The organism is Flavobacterium sp. 316 (assembly GCF_000967805.1).
GTDB lineage: Bacteria > Bacteroidota > Bacteroidia > Flavobacteriales > Flavobacteriaceae > Flavobacterium > Flavobacterium sediminilitoris.
This window is the reverse complement of the sequence record NZ_JYGZ01000003.1, coordinates 400200-422297: the sequence shown is the minus strand read 5'-3', so window position 1 is coordinate 422297 and position 22098 is coordinate 400200. Positions and strand designations below refer to the sequence as shown.

Here is a 22098-nt window from a genome sequence, read left to right as displayed (position 1 = left end):
TTATTTTTTAATAATGCTACAAAAATAATAATTTAAAAAATTAGAATGGATAATTAATTCCAAAATTTAAAACTGTTCTGCTAAAGTTGATGTCTCTAAACCATCTTTGACTCATTTCTTTTGCAGGATTGTATGTTTTATAGCCTAAGTCAATTCTAAAAACAAAAAAATCAAAATCATAACGAAACCCGATTCCTGTGCCTAAAGCTATGTCTTGAAGTGATTTTATCCCATTAAATGTGTATGATTTATCTTCTACGTTGTCAAAAATGTTCCAAATATTACCAGCATCAGCAAATAAAGCACCATTTACTTTTCCAAAGATATTAAAACGATATTCTACACTTGCTGCAATTTTTAGGTTAGCTTCATTGAAATCATTTATACCACCACTGCTTCCAGGACCAAGGCTGTAAGCTTGCCAACCTCTATTGTCATTTGAACCTCCAGCAAAATAACTTCTTGAGAAAGGAATTGAGTTTGCATTTCCATAAGGAACAGCTAGTCCACCAAAAGTTCTAAAAGCAATAATATTTTTTTTGCCTAAGCTCCAGTGTTTTATAAGATCAAATTCTCCTTTTACATATTGAGCATATTCAATTCCAAAAACAGTATTATTTCCATTATCATTTAAAGGCTCATTTTTCCTTTTTGCTAATAATGATATAGCATTTCCAGCGGTTTCTAATTTTGCTTTGAATGCATAAAATGTGTTGTCTAGAAATCCTTTTCGAGTATTTTTACTAAAAGTGAAAGCACTTGAAACAATAAGGTTGTTTTCAATTAAACGTTTTCTTCTTTCTCCAATACTTCTTATAGATTGATAATCTTGTTGGTCACTCGTTAATGCTGTTTGGTTGTTAACTACTTCATCGATAAATGTAATGGCTCCTGGGAAAGTAAGATCGCCATATTCATCTAAGTTATTAGGATTAGTATTGTAGATTTGAGCTAGATTATTTAATCGATTGTAAGAAGAGTTGTAAACATTAAAATAATTGTCGATATTTAAATTTCGTACAAATTGTATATTGATTAAATCAAAACGAATAGTTGTGTTGTCTTTTGGTAGCCAATTATAATTGATTATACCTGTGAAATTTTCTTTGTCTAAACCGATATTTTTCTGATTTGTTAATCCAAAACTCATTTGAGTAGTAGGTAACATTTCCTTTTTTATCAGTCTTGTGGTGTTTATAGGAAAGAAAATTCTAGGAAAAGTAAGTTTAGCATCTACACCGTATTCAGAGATGTTGAAAAAAGTATCGTTAGGATTTGCTAAATCTTTTGAAGATCCAATGTTTCCACGTGTTGTAATTTCAAGTGTTTCTGCTCTTCTGAATAAATTTCTGAATGTAAGTGAAAGATTTCCTGTAATACCAAAATCTTGTATGTTTGAATGAGTAAAATCTATAGATGCATTTAAGTTTTTCTTTTTTAAAGGAGATAAATAAATGTTAGCAATTAGGTTGTTTGAACCACCAGATAAAGTATCTTCTATGTATTCAATATTAGGAAAGTTAAATACTTTTAAGTTACTTAATGATCGTGATGTTAATGATCGGTCAAGATCACTAAAAAGTTTTCCTTTTTCAATGAAAATAGCATCAGTAATCGCTTTTGGTTTATAGTTTAGTTTGCCGTTACTATAAATGTTGTAATTGTTATAAGAAACACTATCGGTTATTTTATTAGTTTCTCTGGAATTGTTATTAGTGTATATATTAACCTGATTTATTTTGTAAATTTTAAAAGGTGTTTTAGCAAGCGTGTCTTCTCTTTTTATTTTTCTATCTTCAATATCATATACAACATCTACTTTTTTATCTCTTTCATTTGTAATAATGTCATATCTTACATGATTAATTTGAAAATGATAAACACCATTATTTCTGAAATAGTTAGTAAGTCTTGCTCTTTCTAGATCAAAGTTATTTCCGTTAAATTTATCTCCAGATTTTAAAAAAGAACTAGACTGAATATTAGTAAATAAACTGTCGATTTCAGGAGTTTCTATTCGTCTTGAAATGCTATCTATATATGATGGTTCTCCAGTGATAATATTATAGGTTACTTTTGCCTTTTTTACACCAACAGAATCAATTTTTGCACTTATTTCGGTATTAAAAAAACCTTGATTTTCATAGTATCCTTTGAGTTTGTTTTTTGTGCTATTGATTTTTATTTTATTTATAATTACTGGGGCTTCACCTGTTTTTTTTAAAAATCTACTTAATCCAGAAACAAGAAATGATTGACTTAGTCGATCTACTTGTTTGTTTGAGATAAGTTTGGCTAAATTTTCTCTACGATTGGGTTTTCGGTTTAACCAGTCGTAGTATAAAGAGTCAGGATTGTCTTTCGCTAAATTGTAAAGGCCAAGTCTAAGTGGAAAACCAAGAAGCTTCCCATTTGGTTTTTGACTTAAAAGATTTTCTATTCTTTCATTTTTTACAATTGTATCATTGGCTAAAATGATGTTTTTAGTCAATAATTGTCCATCTTCAGGAACTTTTTTTACTATAGAACAAGAGTAAAAAATGGTTCCAGTTAAGAATATTAGTGTTATTTTTGGAAAAAGTTTTTTCAAGGTAATAAAAAATAGTTAGTCAAAAATACAATTTTTATGGTTAGTAAAAACCAAATTAAACTTATTACAAGTTTACAGCAAAAAAAATATAGAAAACAGCATCAATTATTCTTTGCAGAAGGTAAAAAAGTAATTCAAGAACTACTAGAAGCTAATTATGAATTGGAAGCTTTGTTTTCTACAGATGGTATATTTTCATACGTTGATAAAAGCAAAAGTCATACCATTACAGATGCTGAATTAAAAAAAATTAGTGCATTAACAACTCCAAATAATTGTTTGGCACTTTTCAGAATTCCATTAGAGAAAAAAGGTACACTTTCAGGATTAATTGTTGCATTAGATGATATTCGAGATCCAGGTAATTTAGGTACAATCATTAGGCTTTGTGATTGGTTTGGAATTGAAACTTTAATTTGTTCTGAAGAAACAGTAGATATTTATAATCCTAAAGTTGTACAGGCTACTATGGGCTCTATAAGTAGAGTTAAAGTTGTTTATGCTGATTTAGAGAGTGTTTTGAAAACAACGGAACTTCCTGTTTTTGGAACTTTTATGGATGGAGATGTTATTTATAATGAACAATTGCCTAATGAAGGTATTATTGTTATGGGTAATGAAGCTAATGGAATAAGTGATTCGATTGAAAAGTTAATAAGCAAAAGAATATCTATTCCAAGATTTGGAAAACTGAAACAAACAGAAAGCTTAAATGTTGCTACCGCTACTGGAATAATTTTAAGCGAATTTAAAAGATGATTTAATGGAAAGTGAAATTAATAAAAATACCTCTTGTTTTCATTTCTTGAATGTTTCCTGTCCACGGACTATCTGGTGTATTGTCTCTTATTAATTCATCATTCATACTAAATACACCTCTTATTGAAGGTGAAAACTTAAAATATTCAAGATAAAGGTCGATTCCAAAGCCTATTTCATAGTTATTAGTCCATTTTTTAACTCTAAAACGGTCATTGAAATTATCATCAGGAGCTTTTGAATTACTACTTAAATTTAAAGAGGCAGAAACACCTCCTAATAAATATGGTCTGATGTTTCCAGTGCGTTTTGAAGAAAATTTTAAAAGTAAAGGGAAATGGATATAAGTAGATTTTACTTCTCTTAATCGGTCAACTGGGTCTTCAATATTTGGATATATTAAATTTCTTTGAGTGATGTTTAACCCTGGTTCAAAACGTAAATCAATATATTCCATTAAACGAAGGTTTCCTACAAGGCCAACATTGAATCCAATAGTCGTTTCAGATTCAATATCCTTAGTAGGACTTAAATAATCAAATTTGTAATCAAGACTATTGAAACCTAAGTAATATCCCCAATGGATTTTTTGTTTGTCAAAATTTTCAAGATTTATGATCGGATCTTTTCCAAACAAGCCTCCTTGGGCATAACCTAATGTTGTGGTTATTAAGAATAAAATTATATTTTTCTTCATACTATTTTTTAGTGGCATGATAAATTGTTGCAACACCTAATGTTTGAGGTAAGTGTGTTACTTCTATAAACCCAATTTTTCTTAAAATATTGTTTAAAGCTTCTCCAAAAGGAAAAATATTTGCAGAATCAGATAAATATCTATAAGCGGATTTGTCTTTAGAGAAGAGTTTACCTACAAGGGGTAATATGAATTTTGAGTGAAAGGCATATCCCTGTTTGTAAGGAAATTTTGTAGGAACAGAAGTTTCAAGTATTACAAAAATACCATTAGGTTTTAAGACTCTTAAAATTTCAGCTAATCCTTTTTCTAAATTTTCAAAATTTCGAATACCAAAAGCAACAGTGATAGCATCAAAATAATTATCTTCATAAGGAATAGTTTCGCTATCTCCTAAAATCATCTCTATTTTATGATTTAATTTTTTTGCGTCTATTTTCTTTTTTCCTACTTCAAGCATTCCTGCTGAAATATCTAAACCGATAATTTTTTCAGCAGTAGTTTCTGTCATTAAGATCGCTAAGTCACCTGTTCCTGTCGCTATGTCTAAAACAGTTTTTGGGTTTTTATTAGAAACTAGTTTTAAAACTTTTTTGCGCCATTTAATATCTATTCCAAATGAAATTACACGATTCAATCCATCATAATTTTCAGAAATAGAGTCAAACATTTGAGCTACTTGTTCTTTTTTTCCTAGTTCTGAGTCTTTGTATGGAGTTATATTTTTTGGCATTTTTTTTATTTTATGAAGTGCAAAAATACGAATAAAATTCTCATTTTTTAATATACGTTAAATATGTAAAATCAAATGCATGTTTTTCATCTTTTGGATGGGATTCTGTAGCAATAAGATTCCATTCGTTTTTGTCAATTTCTGGAAAGAAAGTATCAGCATCTACTTTGGTGTGAACTCTTGTTAGTTCTATTTTGTCAGCTATTTCCATTGATTGCTTGTAAATCTCTCCACCACCAATTATGAAATTCTCTTGATTTTTTGGGCAGAGATTGATTGCTTTTTTTAGACTATCAACAATTATACATCCTTCTGGAGCGCTATAGTTTTTTTGTCTAGTTATAATAATATGTGTTCTGTTTGGTAATGGTTTAGGGAAACTTTCAAAAGTTTTTCTACCCATAATAATATAATGATTTGTTGTTAAGGCTTTAAATCGTTTGAAATCGTTTGGTAAGTGCCAAACTAATTCATTGTTTTTACCTAAAGCATTATTTTCAGAAGCAGCTGCTATAATAGTGAACATTTTTCTTTGTAATAAATTATGGCTAAAATAGGTTTTTTATTGATATAAGGAAATCTTTATCGTTAAAAAGTGATTCTTTTAAGGGTTTAGTGTTTGATGAATTTTTAAAGATGAGATTTACTGTTTTTATATGATTGAATAAATAATAATGCCTATTTGATTTTCAAAATCAAATAGGCATTATTTATAATTTAGTATAATCTTTTGCTTGATTAACGGTGAAGATTCCAGTTGTATTCTAAAAACGTTAATTTTGTAGAAGAGCTAATATGTGTTGTTGAGTACTTATTTATAAAATCAACAATTGTTACATTTCCAATAAAATCAGTAAAGTACCATTCAAATACTTTAGATAATTGAGAAGTTGCAGTTCCTAAAATGTTTTTAGATTGATCGTTTATAAAAAGACTAGTAGCAACGTCTAAATCATATTCAATACTATTCGAAGAATAAGCGCTATTTTTTAAAACTGGAGAAGATATCGCAGTTGAGTATAAAGAAAAATGAATTCTAGGGTCGTTTAAAGGTCTTAATATTTCGTGTTCTATATGATCTAGAGAAATTTTTTCGCCATCAAAGTCAATGAAATCCATTTTAAAAGGATCTCTAATGTAATTTATACTTTTAATAGGATAATTTTCGGCTAACAATTTTATAACATTTGCATTGTAAACGTTAATCCAGTATGTTTTTACTTCTGCTTCTGACCAACTTTTATTTGGAGAAATTTTAGAAAAATTATAGGTAATATTATTTATGTCTTTAATGTTTTTTAATACTTTGTCGTAGTCTACAACACCTTTAGTAGATACATGTTTTTTTAGGAATTCATCATACTCTGAAAAAGTAATAATTTGACTAAATGCTGTTGAGTTGATAATCAGTAATAACAATAAAATAATTTTCTTCATGGGATTTCTTTAAATATTTTTTTTAATTTAGAAAAACGATTGCAAAAATAGTAAAACTATTTTAGTTTCTACATATCTTTCAATTAAAAATGATTTTCTTTTTTTTAATAAAAGCTTGAAAACCATTTGAGTAAAGTTTTTTTGGCAATCAATAAATAGATTAATCAAAAAACGAGCCAGATTTTTTTTAAAGAATAAAAGTATTTTTAAATACTGGAATTTTAAATTTATGTGTATATAGAGAAGTGGTTGTTTTTTTTACGTATGTATTTTTATCTTTTGCTTTAAATCAATAATTGATAATTTTTTAACTTTAAAATCATATGTTTTTAAAATAATGATTTTGTTTTTTATTTGATAATTTAGAAGAGAAATATTTTTTAAACAAAACACACAATAGTACTTACTATAAAATACTATTGTGTGAATTAAAAAAGTAGATGTTTAAAAAAGATGCTTTTAATTTATTTGTTTTCAAAGCATTTTTCAATTCTGCTTATACATTCTAGATAGTGATACTTGGTTTCGGTATCTCTTGTTAGGTTTTTTTCAATAGTTAAGTCTGATTTTAGCTGTAATAACTCTCCATATATTAATGATTTTATATCAGATGAAGAAACATTGTAGCTGTGTTTAGCATCATTATTGTATAATGAAATCATTCTTTCTAAATGTAATTTTTGGATGTTTCTTTCTGTGATTGATACTGTTTTTGCGTTGTTTTTCCAAATTCCTTTTCTTATATCAGATAATAAATCTAAGGCTTTATAATTTTCTTTATTAATAAATTCGGCATCCAATAATCTTCCAAGTCTTTCAATGCTAATTAGATTGAATAAATGTCTTGATTGGTAAGAAAGTAATTTTTGATGATATCCGTCAGGAGTAATCTTATTTAAGATAGTAGAGTCAACTAACCAACCTTGGTCTGAAAAAGCATTTTTTAACAACCAATTGACAGCTTCTTTTTGTTTTGCTTTAGGTGTTATTGTGTATACATTTCCATTCTGATTTGGTTTTTTTTCTGTTTCGTTAACTCCTCCAACATAGGTAACAACATGGCCTATATATCTACTCCAAGCAGATAATAATTCTCCGTAAAGTTCCTCTAAGTCTTCATAATTATTTGATATGTCACTAGTCCATTCAGGTAATTTTTTTGCAACAATTTTTAAGTTTTTAATAGCATAATTACTTGCTAACATAGCATTGTTTCCAATATCCTCTGTTTGAGAATAAGGATCAAAATTACTAGATTGTTTCCCAAACTCATATATTGGATTTCCTGCTTTTTCAAGAATCCATTTGTCTAATGTTTTGATTTCATCTTCTGGTGTTTTTGCATTTGGAATAATTCGATATCCCCAATTTACAGCATAGGTATCATAAGGTCCCATTTGTCTTATATAGCGAACATCTTTGTCACCAGGCTGTGCGATATAATTGAATCTTGCATAATCCATTATACTAGCAGAAATTCCATTGAATTTTGTAAAAGCAGGTTTTCTGTAATCTTCAACATTATATGCGCAACTTGCACTCATATTATGAGGAAACCCTAAAGCATGACCAACTTCATGAGCAATTACCATTTGCATCATTTCGCCCATTTCTTCTTCACTTGTGTGTAATGTTCGTGCAGTTGGGTTTGCGGCACCAGTTTCAATTAAATATCGATTTCTGTATGAACGTAAATGATTGTGATACCAAATAATATCACTTTCTATTATTTCACCAGTTCTTGGGTCTGAAATACTAGGTCCAACAGCATTTCTTGTTGTACTAGCTACATATCGTATTACAGAGTATCTAATATCTTCGGGACTAAAATCAGGATCTTCTTCTTTTGTAGGAGGATCTTTTGCAATAATTGCATTTTTGAAACCAGCAGCTTCAAAAGATTTTTGCCATTCTTCAACTCCTTTTTTTATGTAAGGTCTCAGCTTTTCAGGAGTTGCAGGATCTAAATAATAAATTATGGGTTTAATAGGTTCAACTAATTCTCCTCTTGCATAGGCTTCAGCGTCTTTTGGTTCCAATCTCCATCTTCTAATATATGTTTTTTTGTCTGATTTTAATTCTTCACTACTATAATCGTATTTGTTTAAAGTGAACCAGCCAACTCGTGAATCAAATAATCGAGGGCGCATAGGTTCTTCTGGTAATAGAATCATAGATTGACTCATTTGAACACTAATGGTTTCTGTATTTGCTAATGTTGAAGGTTTTGAAGCGTTATAAGTAAAGTCTTGTAGAATCTCTATGTTTAAAGGAAATGCTTTAATGTAATTGATAAAACTTCTACTCTCATCTAAATTTTTTACTTTATATGCTTCTCTTATTCCTGAAGATAATCCACTAATGGCTTTTACATCGCTTGAGAAAAATTTAGTTACATCAATTACTATTGCCGTTGAGTCTTTAGAAAAAGACGCAATGTCAAAAGCATATAAAGTGGCGTCGTTATTGTTTGCTTTTACTGAGATATTTATTGGAAGACTATCGTTTGCAATGCTATTTGTTGATTTTACTTTGATTAAAAGTTTATCTTCAAATTTATCCCAAACAATCATTTGAGTGTTCATCTCTGTTCCAGCATTTACATATCCACCACCTAGACCACTAGGAACTTTAGCAAACTTACTGACTAAAAGCATGTCTTTATTTAGTAGGTTATTTGGGATTTCAAAATAATATTTGTCGGTTACTTTGTGAACTTTGAATAGACCGGAAGTGGTTTTAGCCTCTTTTGTGATAATGCTGTTATAGTCTTTTATTTTTCCTTCTTTCTTCTTTTCAACAGGAACAATCGTTTCTGTTTTTTTGGCTTTTTTCTTTTTCCAAAATTGAGAATAACTGTTATTAAAGGATAATACTATTAAAATTAGAAGTGTAATTTTTTTCATTATAAATAAATAGGTTGTTGATTAGACAGATTTTAGCTAAAAATAGTGTAATTACAAATAATGAGAAAAAGGTTTTACTTTTTTTAAGAAAATAATAACAAGATTTATTGAAGTTTGAAAGTTAAAGGAAGGCTAAATGATACTTGAACAGGTTCATTGTTTATATAGCCAGGGTTAAATTGTGGTAGTTTTTTAATTATAGAGATGCTCTCTAATTGTAAAGAAGGATGAGAATCATAGCAAATGATTGTTTTAATGTTTCCTTCTTTTTCAATGATAAAATAAATAGTTACTTGTCCAGATATATTGTTTTTTAAAGCATAAGATGGATATCTGAAGTTTTTTTTAATATGAGTTAAGATATTTGTATTGAAGTTTTTTATTGGATCAGTTTCTTGAATAGTGGAATTTTTGAAACTGGGTATTTTTTCAAGACTATTAAAATTGTTAATATTATTTTCTTTTTTGCTAAATAAATCTTCTCTCCATTTAGGAATATCTATATTGTTTTCTAATGTTAAATATGATGTGAATGTTTGATTTTGCATTCCTTCAATAAAAAATGGAGGAATTTTTTTGTAAAGAGCAATAATAGACTTTTTTATATCTTTATTCTGAGTGCTTTCTTTGGTGTGTACTAAGTTCAGTTTTCCTAATGAATCTATTTTTGTGATTATTAAAATTTCACTAGATTTCTCCTTTTTTTGTTTAGCATAGTCATAAATAATTAAATTTACTATTCGATTTATGTGTGATTGAAAACTTCCTTTTTGAATACTATCAAAATTTGAAAATATTTTTGAATAATCGTCTTCTTGTGAAAATCCAAATGTTGAAACTAATAAAAATAAAAATACAATTTTCTTCATGTTATTAATTTAAATGGCAACAGCTCCTTTGATATGCGGATGCGGATCGTAGCCTTCTAAAGTAAAATCTTCAAAGTTGAAATCGAAAATGTTTTTAATTTCTGGATTTAATTTCATTGTTGGTAAAGGACGACAATCACGAGATAATTGTAATTCTAATTGCTCGATGTGATTGTTGTAAATATGAGCATCTCCAAATGTATGAATGAAATCACCAACTTGTAAGTCGCAAACTTGTGCAACCATCATAGTGAATAAAGCATAAGAAGCAATATTGAAAGGAACTCCTAAGAATATATCAGCACTTCTTTGATATAATTGACAGCTTAATTTTCCATCAGCAACATAAAATTGGAAAAAGGCATGACAAGGTGGTAAGGCTGCTTTTCCATTAGCAACATTTTCTGAGAAAGAGACGGAAGTATTTGGTAAAACACTAGGATTCCATGCAGAAACTAACATTCTTCTGCTGTTTGGATTGTTTTTTAAGGTTTCGATTAATTCGGTAATTTGATCAATTTCTTCACTGTTCCAATTTCTCCATTGATGACCATAAACAGGTCCTAAATCTCCATTTTCATCAGCCCATTCGTCCCAAATTTTAACTCCATTTTCTTTAAGGTAAGAAATGTTAGTGTCTCCTTTTAAAAACCACAATAATTCGTAAATAATTGATTTTAAGTGTAGTTTTTTAGTGGTAACCATTGGAAAACCTTTACTTAAATCGAAACGCATTTGATAACCAAAAACACTAATAGTTCCAGTTCCTGTGCGATCACCTTTTTGATTGCCATTTGTTAATACATGCTTTACTAGGTCGTGATATTGTTGCATTTGAAATTTATAATTTTTTAGAAAGATTACTTTTTCTACTTTGTTTTTATCCTGTATGAATTAAAGTGTTTTGCTTGTCCTTGTTGAAATAGATAAAATAACATTGGTAAGCCAAATAAAAGTGTTGCAAGTAAACCAAAAAATAGAATCAATACAATTGATATTAAAATACTTATTAATGAAACAAAAGCAAAGACAGTTATTGAAGGTATTGCTCTTATTTTATTGATATGTATTTTGTCTTTTTTGTGGCATTCCAAACAAGAATAAGGAATTTCATCTCCTTTTTTCATTTGTAAAGCTCCTCTATCATCTTCCGCTATTTTAATTTTGTTTTCTTTATTGCAGAAATTGCATTTGAAATAATGAATTATAAGCATAATGAAACATTTTATATTTTATCCAATAATCATTCCTGCAATAGTTGCTGATAATAGTGACGCTATACTTCCACCAATTACAGCTTTTAAGCCAAATTCGGATAAAGTTTTTCTTTGGTTAGGAGCTAGCGAACCAATTCCTCCAATTTGAATTCCAATTGAAGCAAAGTTAGCAAAACCGCATAACATATATGTTGCCATGATTACAGATTTTTGATAGGTGAAATGGATGTCATTTGCCACATTTTTTAGTTCTGCTAGTTGAATATATCCTACAAATTCTGAAGCTGCTAATTTAATACCTAATAATTGTCCCATTAACATCATATCTTCTTTTGCGACACCAATTAGCCACATTAAAGGTGAAAAAATTAATCCTAGGATAGTTTCAAGTGAAAATTTAGAATATGGAGTGTTATCAGCAATAACGTTGTTTAGACCAGACCAATCTCCAATCCAGCCAAGCGTATGGTTAATCATAGCAATAAAAGCAATGAAGACTAAGAGCATTGCGGCTACATTTGCAGCTAGTTTTAATCCTTCAGTTGTCCCTGTTGAAATAGCATCTAATATGTTTGAACCAATTTTTTCTTTAGAAACTTCTACATTTGTATTTATACTTTCTGTTTGTGGGTATAATATTTTTGAAATTACTATTGCTCCTGGGGCAGCCATTACAGAAGCGGCAAGTAGGTGTTTTGCAAATTCTAAACGAAGCACAGGATCATTTCCTCCTAAAAATCCAATATATGCAGCTAAAACACCACCAGCAACTGTTGCCATTCCGCCAACCATTACTAATAATATTTCACTTTTATTCATTTTTTCTAAGTAAGCTTTAATCATTAAAGGAGCTTCTGTTTGTCCTAAAAAGATGTTTCCTGCTACCGATAAACTTTCTGCACCTGAAATGTGAAGTAATTTTGTTAGTATTTTAGCTAGTCCTTTTACAACAATTTGAATTATTCCTAGATAAAATAATAAAGATGTTAATGCAGAGAAGAAAATAATTGTCGGTAATACTTGAAATAAGAAGATGAAACCGAAACTTTCAACGTTCATCATTCCTCCCAATAAAAACTCACTACCAGCTCTAGTAAAATCTAGTACTAGTACAAACAAATTTCCGACAAATTCAAAGGCAGATTTAACAAAAGAAACTTTTAATACACCAATTGCTAATATTAATTGTGCAGCTAAGCCTAGACCAACAGTTCTCCAGTTTATAGCTTTTCTGTTTGCACTAAACAATGCTGCAATACCTAATAATGCTAGCATTCCTAAGACTCCTCTTCCAATACCTGTAGCAGTTAATCCGCTACTTTCAATTAAAGTAGTGCTATTGTTTACAATAGGTGTTTTTACTTTGTTTGATGAAAAGAACGAATAGGCTTTTTCTCCTTTTTTAAGAATAAGAGTAGAGTCGGTTTTTGTATCAATAAGAAATCTCTTCGTTGGTGAATCGGATCCGTTTTCGAAAAGAAATAAAAATTTATCTTGTACTAAATAATCTCCTTTTTGATTAATACTATCAGTAGATAAGTTGAAGTTGTATGTTCCGTTTTTTAATTCAAGGAAATCATTTTTAGAGGTATTTAATTGCCATTTTTTTTCAATTTCTTGAGCATTAACTGTTGAAAATGAAAAAGCAAGTGCAATTAATAAAAATATTCTTTTTAACATTTTTTGCGTGATTAGTTTAAGTTTTAGGATTCTTTCTTAGAGATTTCATCTCTTATTTTAGCTGCTTTTTCATAGTCTTCGTTTTGTACAGCTTCTTCTAATTTGTTGTATAATTCTTGTAAAGAGTAATCAGAATAACTTTCAGTTATAGGCAATGATTGTTCTACGTTTCCAAAAGTTTCTGGAGTTGAAAGAACATCGTCATTAGAATCTTTATTGTCTTCTGTTTCTGCAGGATTGATTTTAAGATATATTCCAGCCTTGTCTAAAATATTTTTATAAGTAAAAATAGGAGCGCTAAATCTTAGAGCTAAAGCTATTGCATCAGATGTTCTAGCGTCAATTATTTCTTCAATTTTGTCTCTCTCGCATATTATACTAGAGAAAAATACGCCATCAACAAGTTTGTGAATGATTACTTGTTTTACTATAATATCAAATCGATCTGCAAAATTTTTGAATAAATCATGAGTTAGCGGACGTGGTGGTTTAATTTCTTTTTCAAGAGCAATAGCTATTGATTGCGCTTCAAATGCACCAATTACTATAGGAAGTTTCCTTTCTCCATCAACCTCGTTTAATATTAGAGCATAAGCTCCATTTTGTGTTTGGCTATATGAAATGCCCTTTATTGTTAATTTTACTAAACTCATTATCTAATTTATATTAAATATCGAGTAAAAAACTCAATACTTAAAGATTATTGTTATATATGGGTCTTTTCTATCTAACCTGATGAAATTAAAATCTAAACAGGAACATCAGATTATACTGAACAACAGGGAAATGGATAGTAGAAAAGTACAATCCATATCGCCCCAAAAATAAAAAAAAGAGCCATCTTAACAAAGATAACTCTAATTTAAATATAATATATTTTTAAACCACTAAAAATTAAGCATTATTTGCTTTGAATTCTTTTAGTTTTTCGATTAGTTTTGGTACAACTTCAAATGCATCACCAACTACTCCGTAATCTGCTACTTTAAAGAAAGGAGCCTCTGCATCAGTATTGATAACTACTTTTACTTTTGAAGAGTTTATTCCAGCGATATGTTGAATAGCTCCAGAAATACCAACTGCAATATATAAATTTGCGGCTACTGGTTTTCCAGTTTGTCCTACGTGTTCACTATGAGGTCTCCATCCAATATCTGAAACAGGTTTAGAACAAGCAGTTGCTGCTCCTAAAACTGAAGCTAATTCTTCAATCATTCCCCAGTTTTCAGGTCCTTTCATTCCGCGACCAGCAGAAACTACAATTTCAGCATCTGCAATTGTTACCTTGCCAGTAACTTTTTCAATATTTTCTACTTTAATATTAAAATCAGTATCATTTAATGTAGGAGTGAAATCTTCTTCAGAAAGAGATGTTTCAGATTCTACTAGTCCAAAAGAATTTTTTGCAATAGCAATTACTTTAACGTCTGTTGTGATTTCTGTTATATTGAATGCTTTGTTTGAGAAAGCTGTTCTTTTAACTTGAAAAGGTGCTGTATTTAAAGGTAATGCAACAACATTTGATGCGTAACCTGCATCTAATGCTACTGAAACTAGTGGGGCTAAATATAAACTATCTGTTGTAGAACTTAAGATGATTAATTTTGAAGCTTCTTTTTCAGCGGCTTGTTTTATAGTGTCTGAATATGCTTTTGCATTAAATTTTGATAAATTATCATTTGTAACTTTTAACACTTTTGAGACACCGTATTTAGCTAGCTCAGAAGTATTGTTATTATTTATAGTTACTGCTGTTACTGTTGTTCCTAATGAATCTGCTACTTTCTTTGCGTATGAAGCAGCTTCGTATGCTACTTTTTTGAATTTTCCTTCTGCTGATTCAGCATATATTAAAATTGACATTTCTTTAAATTTAAGAGTTAATGATTAAGCTATTAGATTACCTTAGCTTCGTTATGAAGTAAATTTACTAATTCGTCTAAATTATCAGCGCTAACTAGTTTTACTGCCGATTTTGGAGCAGGCTTTTCAAATTTTACAGCTTTAGTTGCGTTGTTGTCATTTGTTGGCTCATTTACTGTTAATGCTTTTGAACGAGCCATCATAATTCCTCTCATGTTAGGAATTCGTAAATCTTTTTCTTCGACTAATCCTTTTTGTCCACCTATAATTAATGGTAGAGAAGTTGAAAGAGTTTCTTTTCCGCCATCAATTTCTCTAATTACCTTAGCATTTGAACCATCAATCTCAAGTCCAGTGCAAGAATTCACAAAATTGTAATTAAGAATTCCTGCCAACATACCTGGAACCATTCCTCCGTTATAGTCTAAAGACTCTTTTCCTGCAATGATAAGATCATAACCTCCTTGCTTTACAACTTCTGCAAGTTGTTTTGCTACAAACATACCGTCTGTTGGGTTTGCGTTTATTCTTATCGCTTCGTCAGCACCTATTGCAAGAGCTTTTCTTAATGTGGCTTCAGCGTCTGTTCCTCCTACATTAACTACGGTTACACTTGCTCCTTGTTGTTCTTTTAACATAACAGCTTTTGTTAAACCGAATTCATCATTAGGATTTATAACGAATTGAACACCATTAGTATCAAATTCTGTATCGTTATTTGTGAAGTTAATTTTTGATGTAGTATCAGGTACATGACTGATGCAAACTAATATTTTCATTATTTATAAATTAAATAGGGTTTATAATTCAAGGTTACGAATTTACTAAAAAAAAAGAATAAATTACTATGCATGCATAATAAATTTAATTTTTTTGTAAATTATGATAAATTGTTAATTTTTATGATTATGAACTAATTATTTTTTTTATATATTTGGAGAGTTCTTAATTAAGAAATTTAGATAACTATAATTTACAAATGAATACTCAAAGCCAAATAAAAACACATTTTGATTTTAAGGTAATCGTCTTTTTTATATTAATTTTTATTTTTTCTTGCGCTCTTTTAGCTTTTCAGAAAGCTAATGAGGTGACTTGTGAAATAACAGATTTTAAAATTGATGCGAATGAATATACTGTAGGAGAATTGATAACTTTTTCTGATGATTCTAAAGGTTCGTTTTCTTGGAGATGGTATTTTGGAGACGGAACAGAGATATCCTATAAATCTAAAATAGGACATGTGTTTACAAAAGCAGGAGCTTATAAAGTGAAGTTGTTAGTTAATAATGTGTGTACTGTTGAGAAAACAATAAAAATTTCTCCAAAAGTTTTAGTTGTAAAAGAAAAATTAGAAGTTGATTTTGAAGTGCCAAGTAGAGTGAAGCAAGGAGATGTTGTTCAGTTTTCAGATAAAACAATGAATTCGAATAGTTGGGAATGGAGATTTGGAGAAACTGAAACGGTTGATAGTAGAGAAAAAAATCCTAAATATACATTTAATACTATAGGAGTAAAAACAGTATCACTTGTTGTTAATGATGATAAGAAAAATATTGTATTTAAAGATGTTGTTGTAGTTTCTAGAGATATTAAAAAAACAGAAAAGAAAACAAAAAGGACTGAAGTTAAAAAAATAGATAATTTAGTTAAGCCTTTTACAGAAATAGAAGATGTAAAACCTATTCCTGTAGTTATAAAAACAGTAACAGAAAGTGAATTTACAGAGTTGATGTATTCGATTTCAGAAGATAAAATTTCATTAAGTAATTTTAAAAATAATTTTTGTTTTGATTCACCTCCTTTAATTAAAGTGAATAGTGACAAGAGGTATATGTCTTTAGATCAGTTGTATAAGATGATAAAAAGCAAAGGAATAAAAGTGAGAAAAGTAGTAATAAATAAAGAGAAAGATAAATGTATTGAAACAATACATGTGAGTTTCAAGTTTAGAACATTCTTTTAAAAATAAATAAATAAATCTATATCATAAAAATTATATTATGGCAAACACATTTTCAAATAGCTACGGAATCGGTGGGAACGAGGTAAAAGTAGAAGGACAAGAAAGTATTCTTGAAATTCCACAAAATAGAACATTAATAGCTCAGAAATTAACATTAAATACTCCTGTTAAACCAGAAGTAGTTACAGGGTTAAAAAATATGGATGAAGTTTTTGAACATTTTGACCCAAAAGTAAAAGTTGGATTTGAGGACGAAAACGGACAAACTATAAGAGAAGAATTGAAATTTAGAAATGTGGGGGATTTTTCAATTAATGGAATTTCACAACAAAGTTCAATTTTGACTGATTTAAAAACAAAGAACGAACAGTATAAAAAAATGATCAAACAATTGAAAACAAATAAAGTTCTAAAATTAGCATTGCAAGATCCAGATGCGAAGAAAGCTATAATAGATACTTTAGAAAATTTAATTTCAGAAATTGATCAATCAGACAAATAAGAAAAGCTATGGCAAATAATGAAAACAATAGTGCTGCATCAAGCATAAATCAAGAGCATAAGGAATTAGAATTACGTTCATTAGAACAGAACCTTGAATCATTTATTCAGTTTGGAGGATTTGATTTATTAGAAGGTTCAATTGAAGGTGTTCAAAATTTAAATCCAGATAGAAAAGCAAGAAAAAATATATTTCTTACAGAGTCAAATAAAAAAGGAGAGCGAGAAACATTAAAAAAGATTTTAAGATTGTGGGCGGATTCTCTAAAAACTTCAGATAATCTAGTAGATTTAGTAAATGATTGTACTGAAAAAGCAGAAGAAGCTGAAAAAACATTAAAGAAAAACCTTAAAATAGCAATTGAAGAAACAAAAGAACTTGAGGAAAACTATAGAAGTATAGCTTTATTTTATAAGAATACAGAAGAAACCAAGTTGAAAAATATTTCAATTGTTAATGCTGAATTAGATCAATTAAGCGATTTAGATAACACAAGATTTATTGATAATATACAAGAAGAATTAGTAAATGGATTTGATCGTTTAGATTTAAGACAAAATTATTCTTTATTAGTAATTCCAGGGTACTTAGGTTCAAATAAAGTAATTGAAAAGTGGGCTAAGATAGCTTATGATAATAAAGTAATGTTAATTACTGATTTTCAACACTTAGATGAACCGGATGATGTTATGGAAATGTTTGAATCGGCAAATCTATCAGGAGGTGACACGTATCGTTCAAATGTTATGATGGCATGTAACTGGTTAGTAGGTAGAGGAAAACATGATGAAATTGAAGAAGAGGAGAACTTATATATTCCACCTTCAATGGCATTAGCAGGAAAGGTATATAATACATTAATGTCTCAAATTACTGCGGGTAAGAAATTTGGAGGTATAAATGAAGTTGATGGTGTTAAATTCGACTTAAAGAAAAGTGAAATTGCTAATTTGGAAAACTTAGGACTTATTCCTATGGTTAATGAATATGGCAAAGTCATGGCATTCTCAGGTAAAACATTATTTAATGGCGATAATTTAGGACTTCAGACTTATTCGGTTGTTCGTGTATTCGATTACATAACGAAGGTTTTAATGGACTTCTTAAATAGAAGAGCTTTTGAAAACTTTAACGCAAAAACAAGAAAAGAAATTTTAAATCAAATTGTGAAATTTCTAGATAATGTTGCTGGTCCAGATAAATTAATTGAAGATTTCGATATTAAAAGATTTGAACAAGATCCAAATCAAAAAGATAGAATTTTCTTAGATATTCGATTAAAACCATACTTTCCTGCTAAGAACTTTTTGATTAAAATGGATGGTCAAAAAGGAGATGAAGGTAATGATTGGGATACTGATTATGCGGAATCTTAAAAAAATCTTAAAAAAATCTTAAAAAATATATATTTACAAAAGTTTTTTTGATATATTTGAAAAAACAAAACAAATAAACATAATAAACATTAATTTTTAATCTTTAAATATTACACTATGTCATTTAAATCAAAACTAAAAGTTGGCGGAAAAGAATTAAACATTTTAGACGCGTCTTATGACTTATTCCAAGAAGTTGATGCTAGCGGAAGACCATCTTCTGTTACTCGTGGAGGAACAATCAATTTAACAGTTGAATCAACAGGTGATTCATTCTTCTTTGAATGGATGACAAATAACTTCGAAAGAAAAGATGGTTCAATTCAGTATGTAAAACGTGATACTGATGCTAAGTTAAAAGAATTAAACTTCAAAGAAGGTTATTTAATTAAATATAAAGAATCTTTTGATGCTACAGGTACTAATCCATTAGTGGAAACTTTCACAATTTCTGCAAAAGAAATTTCTATGGGTGGTGGTGAGCATATTAACGAGTGGGTATAATCCTTTCTTTATAATAATGTAATTTAAAGGGTTAGTAATGCTAACCCTTTATTGTCATTTTTTTTTAATTAATCAAACTTAATAGATATGTCTTTTTTAGCAAAACTTGAGATTGACGGAGAGGTAATGAATGTCTTAGAGTTTCAATTTACTATCGGTCAAGAAATCGATAAAAGTGGGAAACCGTCTGCAGACCCTAATGGAGGAAGATTTAGGGTTATTATAGAATCTACCAAAAGTACAATGTTATTTGATTGGATGGTTAGTAATAATCAAACAAAAAACGGTAAAGTAACTTTTTTTAGAAGAGATGCAGTTTCTAAGATGAGAGAACTTCAATTTAATGATGGATATTGTATAGGTTATGATGAGGTGTTTTTATCTCAAAGTAATTCATCAATGAGCGTTGAAATAATTGTTTCTGCAAAAGAAATAATTATGAACGGATCTAAATTTAGTCGTAATTGGCCATTAAAATTCTAACTGTATAATGGACGAATTAGAAGCTAACTTTTTTTTAGGATTAAGTATCCACTTTGGAGGACCTAAAACTTATATGTCTGGAACAGCTGGAGTAGGAGTAAGTAAGAAATTCGATTTTGTAACACCAGGGATAAATTTAGGGGTTAATTTTTATAATGGCGGTTTAGGTTCTTTACCTAATAGTTCAAATTTTAATATTGATACCGTTATTACTGCTAAACTTACTGCTGGAGGCGGAAAAGGTAATCCAATGACAATTTATCCACTACATCTAAATAGTGGTTCAGGTCTAGAAGATCATTATAAATATTCTGCTACTTTAGGAACTAATTTTATATTTAATAATAATAATAGAAATCAACAAGTAGGTTTTTTACAAGTTAGAGCATATGATTTTAGCTTTCAAACTTATAACGATTTTCAAGGATTCAAAAAAATAGGAATTAGTGATGGGTATGACAGATGGTGGACAGGAGGAGGAAATCTTACTTTTGGAGCAAAAAACAGTGATTATCAATTTGTTATTGCTAGTGATGTTTTTACTGCTGACACTGATGTTGAACCACGCTCAAAATTTATGAGAGATGGTAAATTAGTTAATTCTGATGAGATGAAATTAGATGTGTTTGATAAAAATGTTGCAGCACCTGAAGGTAGTAGTTTTTATCATAAATATTTTGTGCACAAACCTAATATTGCTTCAGAGTTAACACAAGACTATCTAAATGATTATAGAGATGGGGTTACATGGAATAACCAAATGCATGACTTTGAATTGAATCAAGGGAGAACATCATTTAAATTAAGAACACCTCAAGGAGAGTTCGGAGTTAATGGTCTTGGATCAAGTCACATGTGGTCTCAAAATAGTATTCATAACAAGATAAATTTCCATGTTATACCTTCTAGCGCACCAAATTATTGGGAATTTCAATACACACCATTAAATCAACAATTTTAATTGAAAAAATATTCATTCTTACTTTTTCTTATTTTATTGAGTTGTGAGAAGTCATTTTATAACTCTAAAAAGGTAATACCCAAAGAAGAATATAAATATTATAATAAAGATTTTGTTTTACCAAAGTCATCATTGTTGAAAACGAATGGAATTTATATTTCTATTTCAGAAGAAAAATTTGAATATAAAGTTGATAGTTATAAAATAAATTATCCAGATAGGGATCATCCAGCATTAAAAGGAAATATTCCAAATAAGGATACAATAATTTTTTTTAACAGATATTTCTATTACCAATTTACAGATAATGGCTTGTGGAAAGAGTCAGGGGGATATTATAATTTAGAAGATTTAACCGAAAGCATTAAAAAAATAAACACAAGTTTAGACTATAGTGTTTATAAAGTTAAAGGGGATAGTTTATTCTTAGAATCCTATAATTGGTATAGGAAAAAATTCACTTATAGAGATGCAGTAATTATTGCAGATACAATTTTTTCAAGAGATAGAGAGAGTAATAATAAAGAAAATACTGTAAAGTATATTTACTATCCTATTAATCTTTAATGTCTTACTTAGAATATTTTAAAATATTCTGTTTAATCGTTATTAGGTATTTTAAAATAGGTCTTAGTGTTAGAATTACACTGAATGATATTATTAAAATTAATACCAAATGAAAAAAAATGGTTTACAATATTTAATAGTTTTTTTACTTTTTCTTAATTCACATAACTTATCAAGTCAATCTTTAAATGATACATTTGATAATATTTATTTAAAAGAATTGAATTTTGAAAATATAGCACTGAAAGAAAGAATAAAAAACTTTCCTGATGATGCTAAAATGCTTAACTCCAGAATTGCTCAGGAACTTAGAGATAAAGATTACACTTCTGCGTTGCAGCTAACAATCACTTTGGATAGTATTCTTCCAAATAATGCAGATGTTAAAAATTTTAAAGGGAAGATGTATTATAAACTAAATAATATAGATTCAGCACTAACATCTTTTGATGAAGCAATACAATTAGATGGAACAAATAAGTGGTTTTATTTAAATAAAGCAGGTTTGTTATCTGATACAAATATGTATTATAAAGCATTGCAAACTATTGAAGATTTATTAAAAATTGCTCCAAACTGGGGCATTGCATATAATTCAAAGGCTATTTTGTTGTTGTCTTTTAACCAAGATGAAGAAGCAATGTTAAATTATAATATTGCTTTAGAGAAAGAGCCTAAAAGCGCTCAAATTTTAACAAATAGAGGTGATTTATTTCTTAAAATGAGAAATAAAAAACAAGCAATTTTAGATTATAAAAAGGCATTAGAAGTTCAACCAGATTATATACATGCAAAAGAACAGTTAGAGTTACTTTCAAAATAGTTATTACATAAAAGCCTATTCCCTAAAATTTATTAATACATAATTGAATATTATTAACAAAAAATAAGTTAAATCATGGCAATAAGTACACGAATAGTCATCCAAATAGGAGGAGAAACCCTTACGCGATTTTCAAAATTAGTTATTCATCAAAAAGTACATACG

Annotated in this window: 22 protein-coding genes; 9 read left to right on the top strand and 13 right to left on the bottom strand. The window is 28.9% G+C overall.

The window, feature by feature from the left end:
• Positions 1-40: 40 nt before the first annotated feature.
• Complete coding sequence (locus SY27_RS08300; protein ID WP_082084323.1) at positions 41-2590, bottom strand: BamA/TamA family outer membrane protein; 2550 nt, start codon at positions 2588-2590, stop codon at positions 41-43.
• Positions 2591-2626: 36 nt separating this feature from the next.
• On the opposite strand from SY27_RS08300, the gene SY27_RS08295 reads away from it, so the two are divergent.
• A complete protein-coding gene (locus SY27_RS08295) occupies positions 2627-3349 on the top strand; it encodes an RNA methyltransferase (protein ID WP_045969079.1) in 723 nt (240 codons plus the stop codon).
• A gap of 1 nt (position 3350) precedes the next feature.
• On the opposite strand, the gene SY27_RS08290 is transcribed toward SY27_RS08295, so the two are convergent.
• The 12 genes from SY27_RS08290 to SY27_RS08235 form a co-directional block, all read right to left on the bottom strand.
• A complete protein-coding gene (locus SY27_RS08290; protein WP_045969319.1) occupies positions 3351-4046 on the bottom strand; it encodes a porin family protein in 696 nt (231 codons plus the stop codon).
• A gap of 1 nt (position 4047) precedes the next feature.
• Complete coding sequence (ubiE, locus tag SY27_RS08285) at positions 4048-4779, bottom strand: bifunctional demethylmenaquinone methyltransferase/2-methoxy-6-polyprenyl-1,4-benzoquinol methylase UbiE (protein WP_045969077.1); 732 nt, start codon at positions 4777-4779, stop codon at positions 4048-4050.
• Between the two features lie 40 nt (positions 4780-4819).
• Entirely contained in the window at positions 4820-5305 is a 486-nt protein-coding gene (locus SY27_RS08280; protein ID WP_045969075.1) for a dihydrofolate reductase, read from the bottom strand.
• A gap of 212 nt (positions 5306-5517) precedes the next feature.
• Positions 5518-6216, bottom strand: coding sequence for a DUF547 domain-containing protein (locus SY27_RS08275; protein ID WP_045969073.1), 699 nt, complete (start codon positions 6214-6216; stop codon positions 5518-5520).
• Positions 6217-6680: 464 nt separating this feature from the next.
• Positions 6681-9122: a zinc-dependent metalloprotease gene (locus SY27_RS08270; protein WP_045969071.1), complete on the bottom strand. Its 2442-nt coding sequence runs from the start codon at positions 9120-9122 to the stop codon at positions 6681-6683.
• Positions 9123-9226: 104 nt separating this feature from the next.
• Entirely contained in the window at positions 9227-9991 is a 765-nt protein-coding gene (locus SY27_RS18185) for an energy transducer TonB (protein WP_052705227.1), read from the bottom strand.
• A 9-nt stretch (positions 9992-10000) separates the two neighbouring features.
• On the bottom strand, positions 10001-10825 hold the full coding sequence (locus SY27_RS08260; protein ID WP_045969069.1) for a thymidylate synthase: 825 nt from the start codon (positions 10823-10825) through the stop codon (positions 10001-10003).
• Between the two features lie 35 nt (positions 10826-10860).
• Positions 10861-11205, bottom strand: coding sequence for a hypothetical protein (locus SY27_RS08255; RefSeq protein WP_045969067.1), 345 nt, complete (start codon positions 11203-11205; stop codon positions 10861-10863).
• An 18-nt stretch (positions 11206-11223) separates the two neighbouring features.
• The gene (locus tag SY27_RS08250; RefSeq protein WP_045969065.1) at positions 11224-12888 is read right to left on the bottom strand and encodes a NupC/NupG family nucleoside CNT transporter; all 1665 of its coding nucleotides are present in this window, start codon (positions 12886-12888) and stop codon (positions 11224-11226) included.
• Between the two features lie 23 nt (positions 12889-12911).
• Positions 12912-13541, bottom strand: a complete 630-nt coding sequence (locus SY27_RS08245; RefSeq protein ID WP_045969063.1) for a bifunctional nuclease family protein — start codon at positions 13539-13541, stop codon at positions 12912-12914.
• Between the two features lie 241 nt (positions 13542-13782).
• On the bottom strand, positions 13783-14751 hold the full coding sequence (locus SY27_RS08240) for an electron transfer flavoprotein subunit alpha/FixB family protein (protein WP_045969061.1): 969 nt from the start codon (positions 14749-14751) through the stop codon (positions 13783-13785).
• Between the two features lie 32 nt (positions 14752-14783).
• Positions 14784-15530 carry an electron transfer flavoprotein subunit beta/FixA family protein gene (locus SY27_RS08235; RefSeq protein WP_045969059.1) on the bottom strand — a complete coding sequence of 249 codons (747 nt, stop codon included), beginning with the start codon at positions 15528-15530 and terminating at the stop codon, positions 14784-14786.
• A gap of 200 nt (positions 15531-15730) precedes the next feature.
• Between SY27_RS08235 and SY27_RS08230 the strand changes: the two genes are divergently transcribed.
• From SY27_RS08230 to SY27_RS08195, 8 genes are all read left to right on the top strand, one after another.
• Positions 15731-16717 carry a PKD domain-containing protein gene (locus tag SY27_RS08230; RefSeq protein WP_045969057.1) on the top strand — a complete coding sequence of 329 codons (987 nt, stop codon included), beginning with the start codon at positions 15731-15733 and terminating at the stop codon, positions 16715-16717.
• Between the two features lie 37 nt (positions 16718-16754).
• The gene (locus SY27_RS08225; protein ID WP_045969055.1) at positions 16755-17219 is read left to right on the top strand and encodes a hypothetical protein; all 465 of its coding nucleotides are present in this window, start codon (positions 16755-16757) and stop codon (positions 17217-17219) included.
• 8 nt (positions 17220-17227) lie between these two features.
• A complete protein-coding gene (locus SY27_RS08220; RefSeq protein WP_045969053.1) occupies positions 17228-18595 on the top strand; it encodes a DUF5458 family protein in 1368 nt (455 codons plus the stop codon).
• 117 nt (positions 18596-18712) lie between these two features.
• A complete protein-coding gene (tssD, locus tag SY27_RS08215; protein WP_045969051.1) occupies positions 18713-19099 on the top strand; it encodes a type VI secretion system tube protein TssD in 387 nt (128 codons plus the stop codon).
• An 87-nt stretch (positions 19100-19186) separates the two neighbouring features.
• Positions 19187-19582, top strand: a complete 396-nt coding sequence (tssD, locus tag SY27_RS08210; protein WP_045969049.1) for a type VI secretion system tube protein TssD — start codon at positions 19187-19189, stop codon at positions 19580-19582.
• Between the two features lie 7 nt (positions 19583-19589).
• A complete protein-coding gene (locus SY27_RS08205) occupies positions 19590-20543 on the top strand; it encodes a polymorphic toxin type 23 domain-containing protein (protein ID WP_045969047.1) in 954 nt (317 codons plus the stop codon).
• Positions 20544-21110: a hypothetical protein gene (locus SY27_RS08200; RefSeq protein WP_045969045.1), complete on the top strand. Its 567-nt coding sequence runs from the start codon at positions 20544-20546 to the stop codon at positions 21108-21110.
• A gap of 109 nt (positions 21111-21219) precedes the next feature.
• Positions 21220-21933, top strand: coding sequence for a hypothetical protein (locus SY27_RS08195; protein ID WP_045969043.1), 714 nt, complete (start codon positions 21220-21222; stop codon positions 21931-21933).
• The last annotated feature ends 165 nt before the right edge of the window (positions 21934-22098 follow it).

Bases quoted from the DNA above. Each gene is read 5' to 3' on its own strand.
- SY27_RS18185 (WP_052705227.1), bottom strand. From the start codon at position 9,991: ATGAAGAAAATTGTATTTTTATTTTTATTAGTTTCAACATTTGGATTT.
- SY27_RS08195 (WP_045969043.1), top strand. From the start codon at position 21,220: ATGAAAAAAAATGGTTTACAATATTTAATAGTTTTTTTACTTTTTCTT.
- SY27_RS08290 (WP_045969319.1), bottom strand. From the start codon at position 4,046: ATGAAGAAAAATATAATTTTATTCTTAATAACCACAACATTAGGTTAT.
- tssD (WP_045969051.1), top strand. From the start codon at position 18,713: ATGTCATTTAAATCAAAACTAAAAGTTGGCGGAAAAGAATTAAACATT.
- SY27_RS08220 (WP_045969053.1), top strand. From the start codon at position 17,228: ATGGCAAATAATGAAAACAATAGTGCTGCATCAAGCATAAATCAAGAG.
- SY27_RS08255 (WP_045969067.1), bottom strand. From the start codon at position 11,205: ATGCTTATAATTCATTATTTCAAATGCAATTTCTGCAATAAAGAAAAC.
- SY27_RS08235 (WP_045969059.1), bottom strand. From the start codon at position 15,530: ATGAAAATATTAGTTTGCATCAGTCATGTACCTGATACTACATCAAAA.
- SY27_RS08280 (WP_045969075.1), bottom strand. From the start codon at position 5,305: ATGTTCACTATTATAGCAGCTGCTTCTGAAAATAATGCTTTAGGTAAA.
- SY27_RS08205 (WP_045969047.1), top strand. From the start codon at position 19,590: ATGGACGAATTAGAAGCTAACTTTTTTTTAGGATTAAGTATCCACTTT.
- tssD (WP_045969049.1), top strand. From the start codon at position 19,187: ATGTCTTTTTTAGCAAAACTTGAGATTGACGGAGAGGTAATGAATGTC.
- SY27_RS08250 (WP_045969065.1), bottom strand. From the start codon at position 12,888: ATGTTAAAAAGAATATTTTTATTAATTGCACTTGCTTTTTCATTTTCA.
- SY27_RS08240 (WP_045969061.1), bottom strand. From the start codon at position 14,751: ATGTCAATTTTAATATATGCTGAATCAGCAGAAGGAAAATTCAAAAAA.
- ubiE (WP_045969077.1), bottom strand. From the start codon at position 4,779: ATGCCAAAAAATATAACTCCATACAAAGACTCAGAACTAGGAAAAAAA.
- SY27_RS08225 (WP_045969055.1), top strand. From the start codon at position 16,755: ATGGCAAACACATTTTCAAATAGCTACGGAATCGGTGGGAACGAGGTA.
- SY27_RS08230 (WP_045969057.1), top strand. From the start codon at position 15,731: ATGAATACTCAAAGCCAAATAAAAACACATTTTGATTTTAAGGTAATC.
- SY27_RS08245 (WP_045969063.1), bottom strand. From the start codon at position 13,541: ATGAGTTTAGTAAAATTAACAATAAAGGGCATTTCATATAGCCAAACA.
- SY27_RS08270 (WP_045969071.1), bottom strand. From the start codon at position 9,122: ATGAAAAAAATTACACTTCTAATTTTAATAGTATTATCCTTTAATAAC.
- SY27_RS08295 (WP_045969079.1), top strand. From the start codon at position 2,627: ATGGTTAGTAAAAACCAAATTAAACTTATTACAAGTTTACAGCAAAAA.
- SY27_RS08260 (WP_045969069.1), bottom strand. From the start codon at position 10,825: ATGCAACAATATCACGACCTAGTAAAGCATGTATTAACAAATGGCAAT.
- SY27_RS08275 (WP_045969073.1), bottom strand. From the start codon at position 6,216: ATGAAGAAAATTATTTTATTGTTATTACTGATTATCAACTCAACAGCA.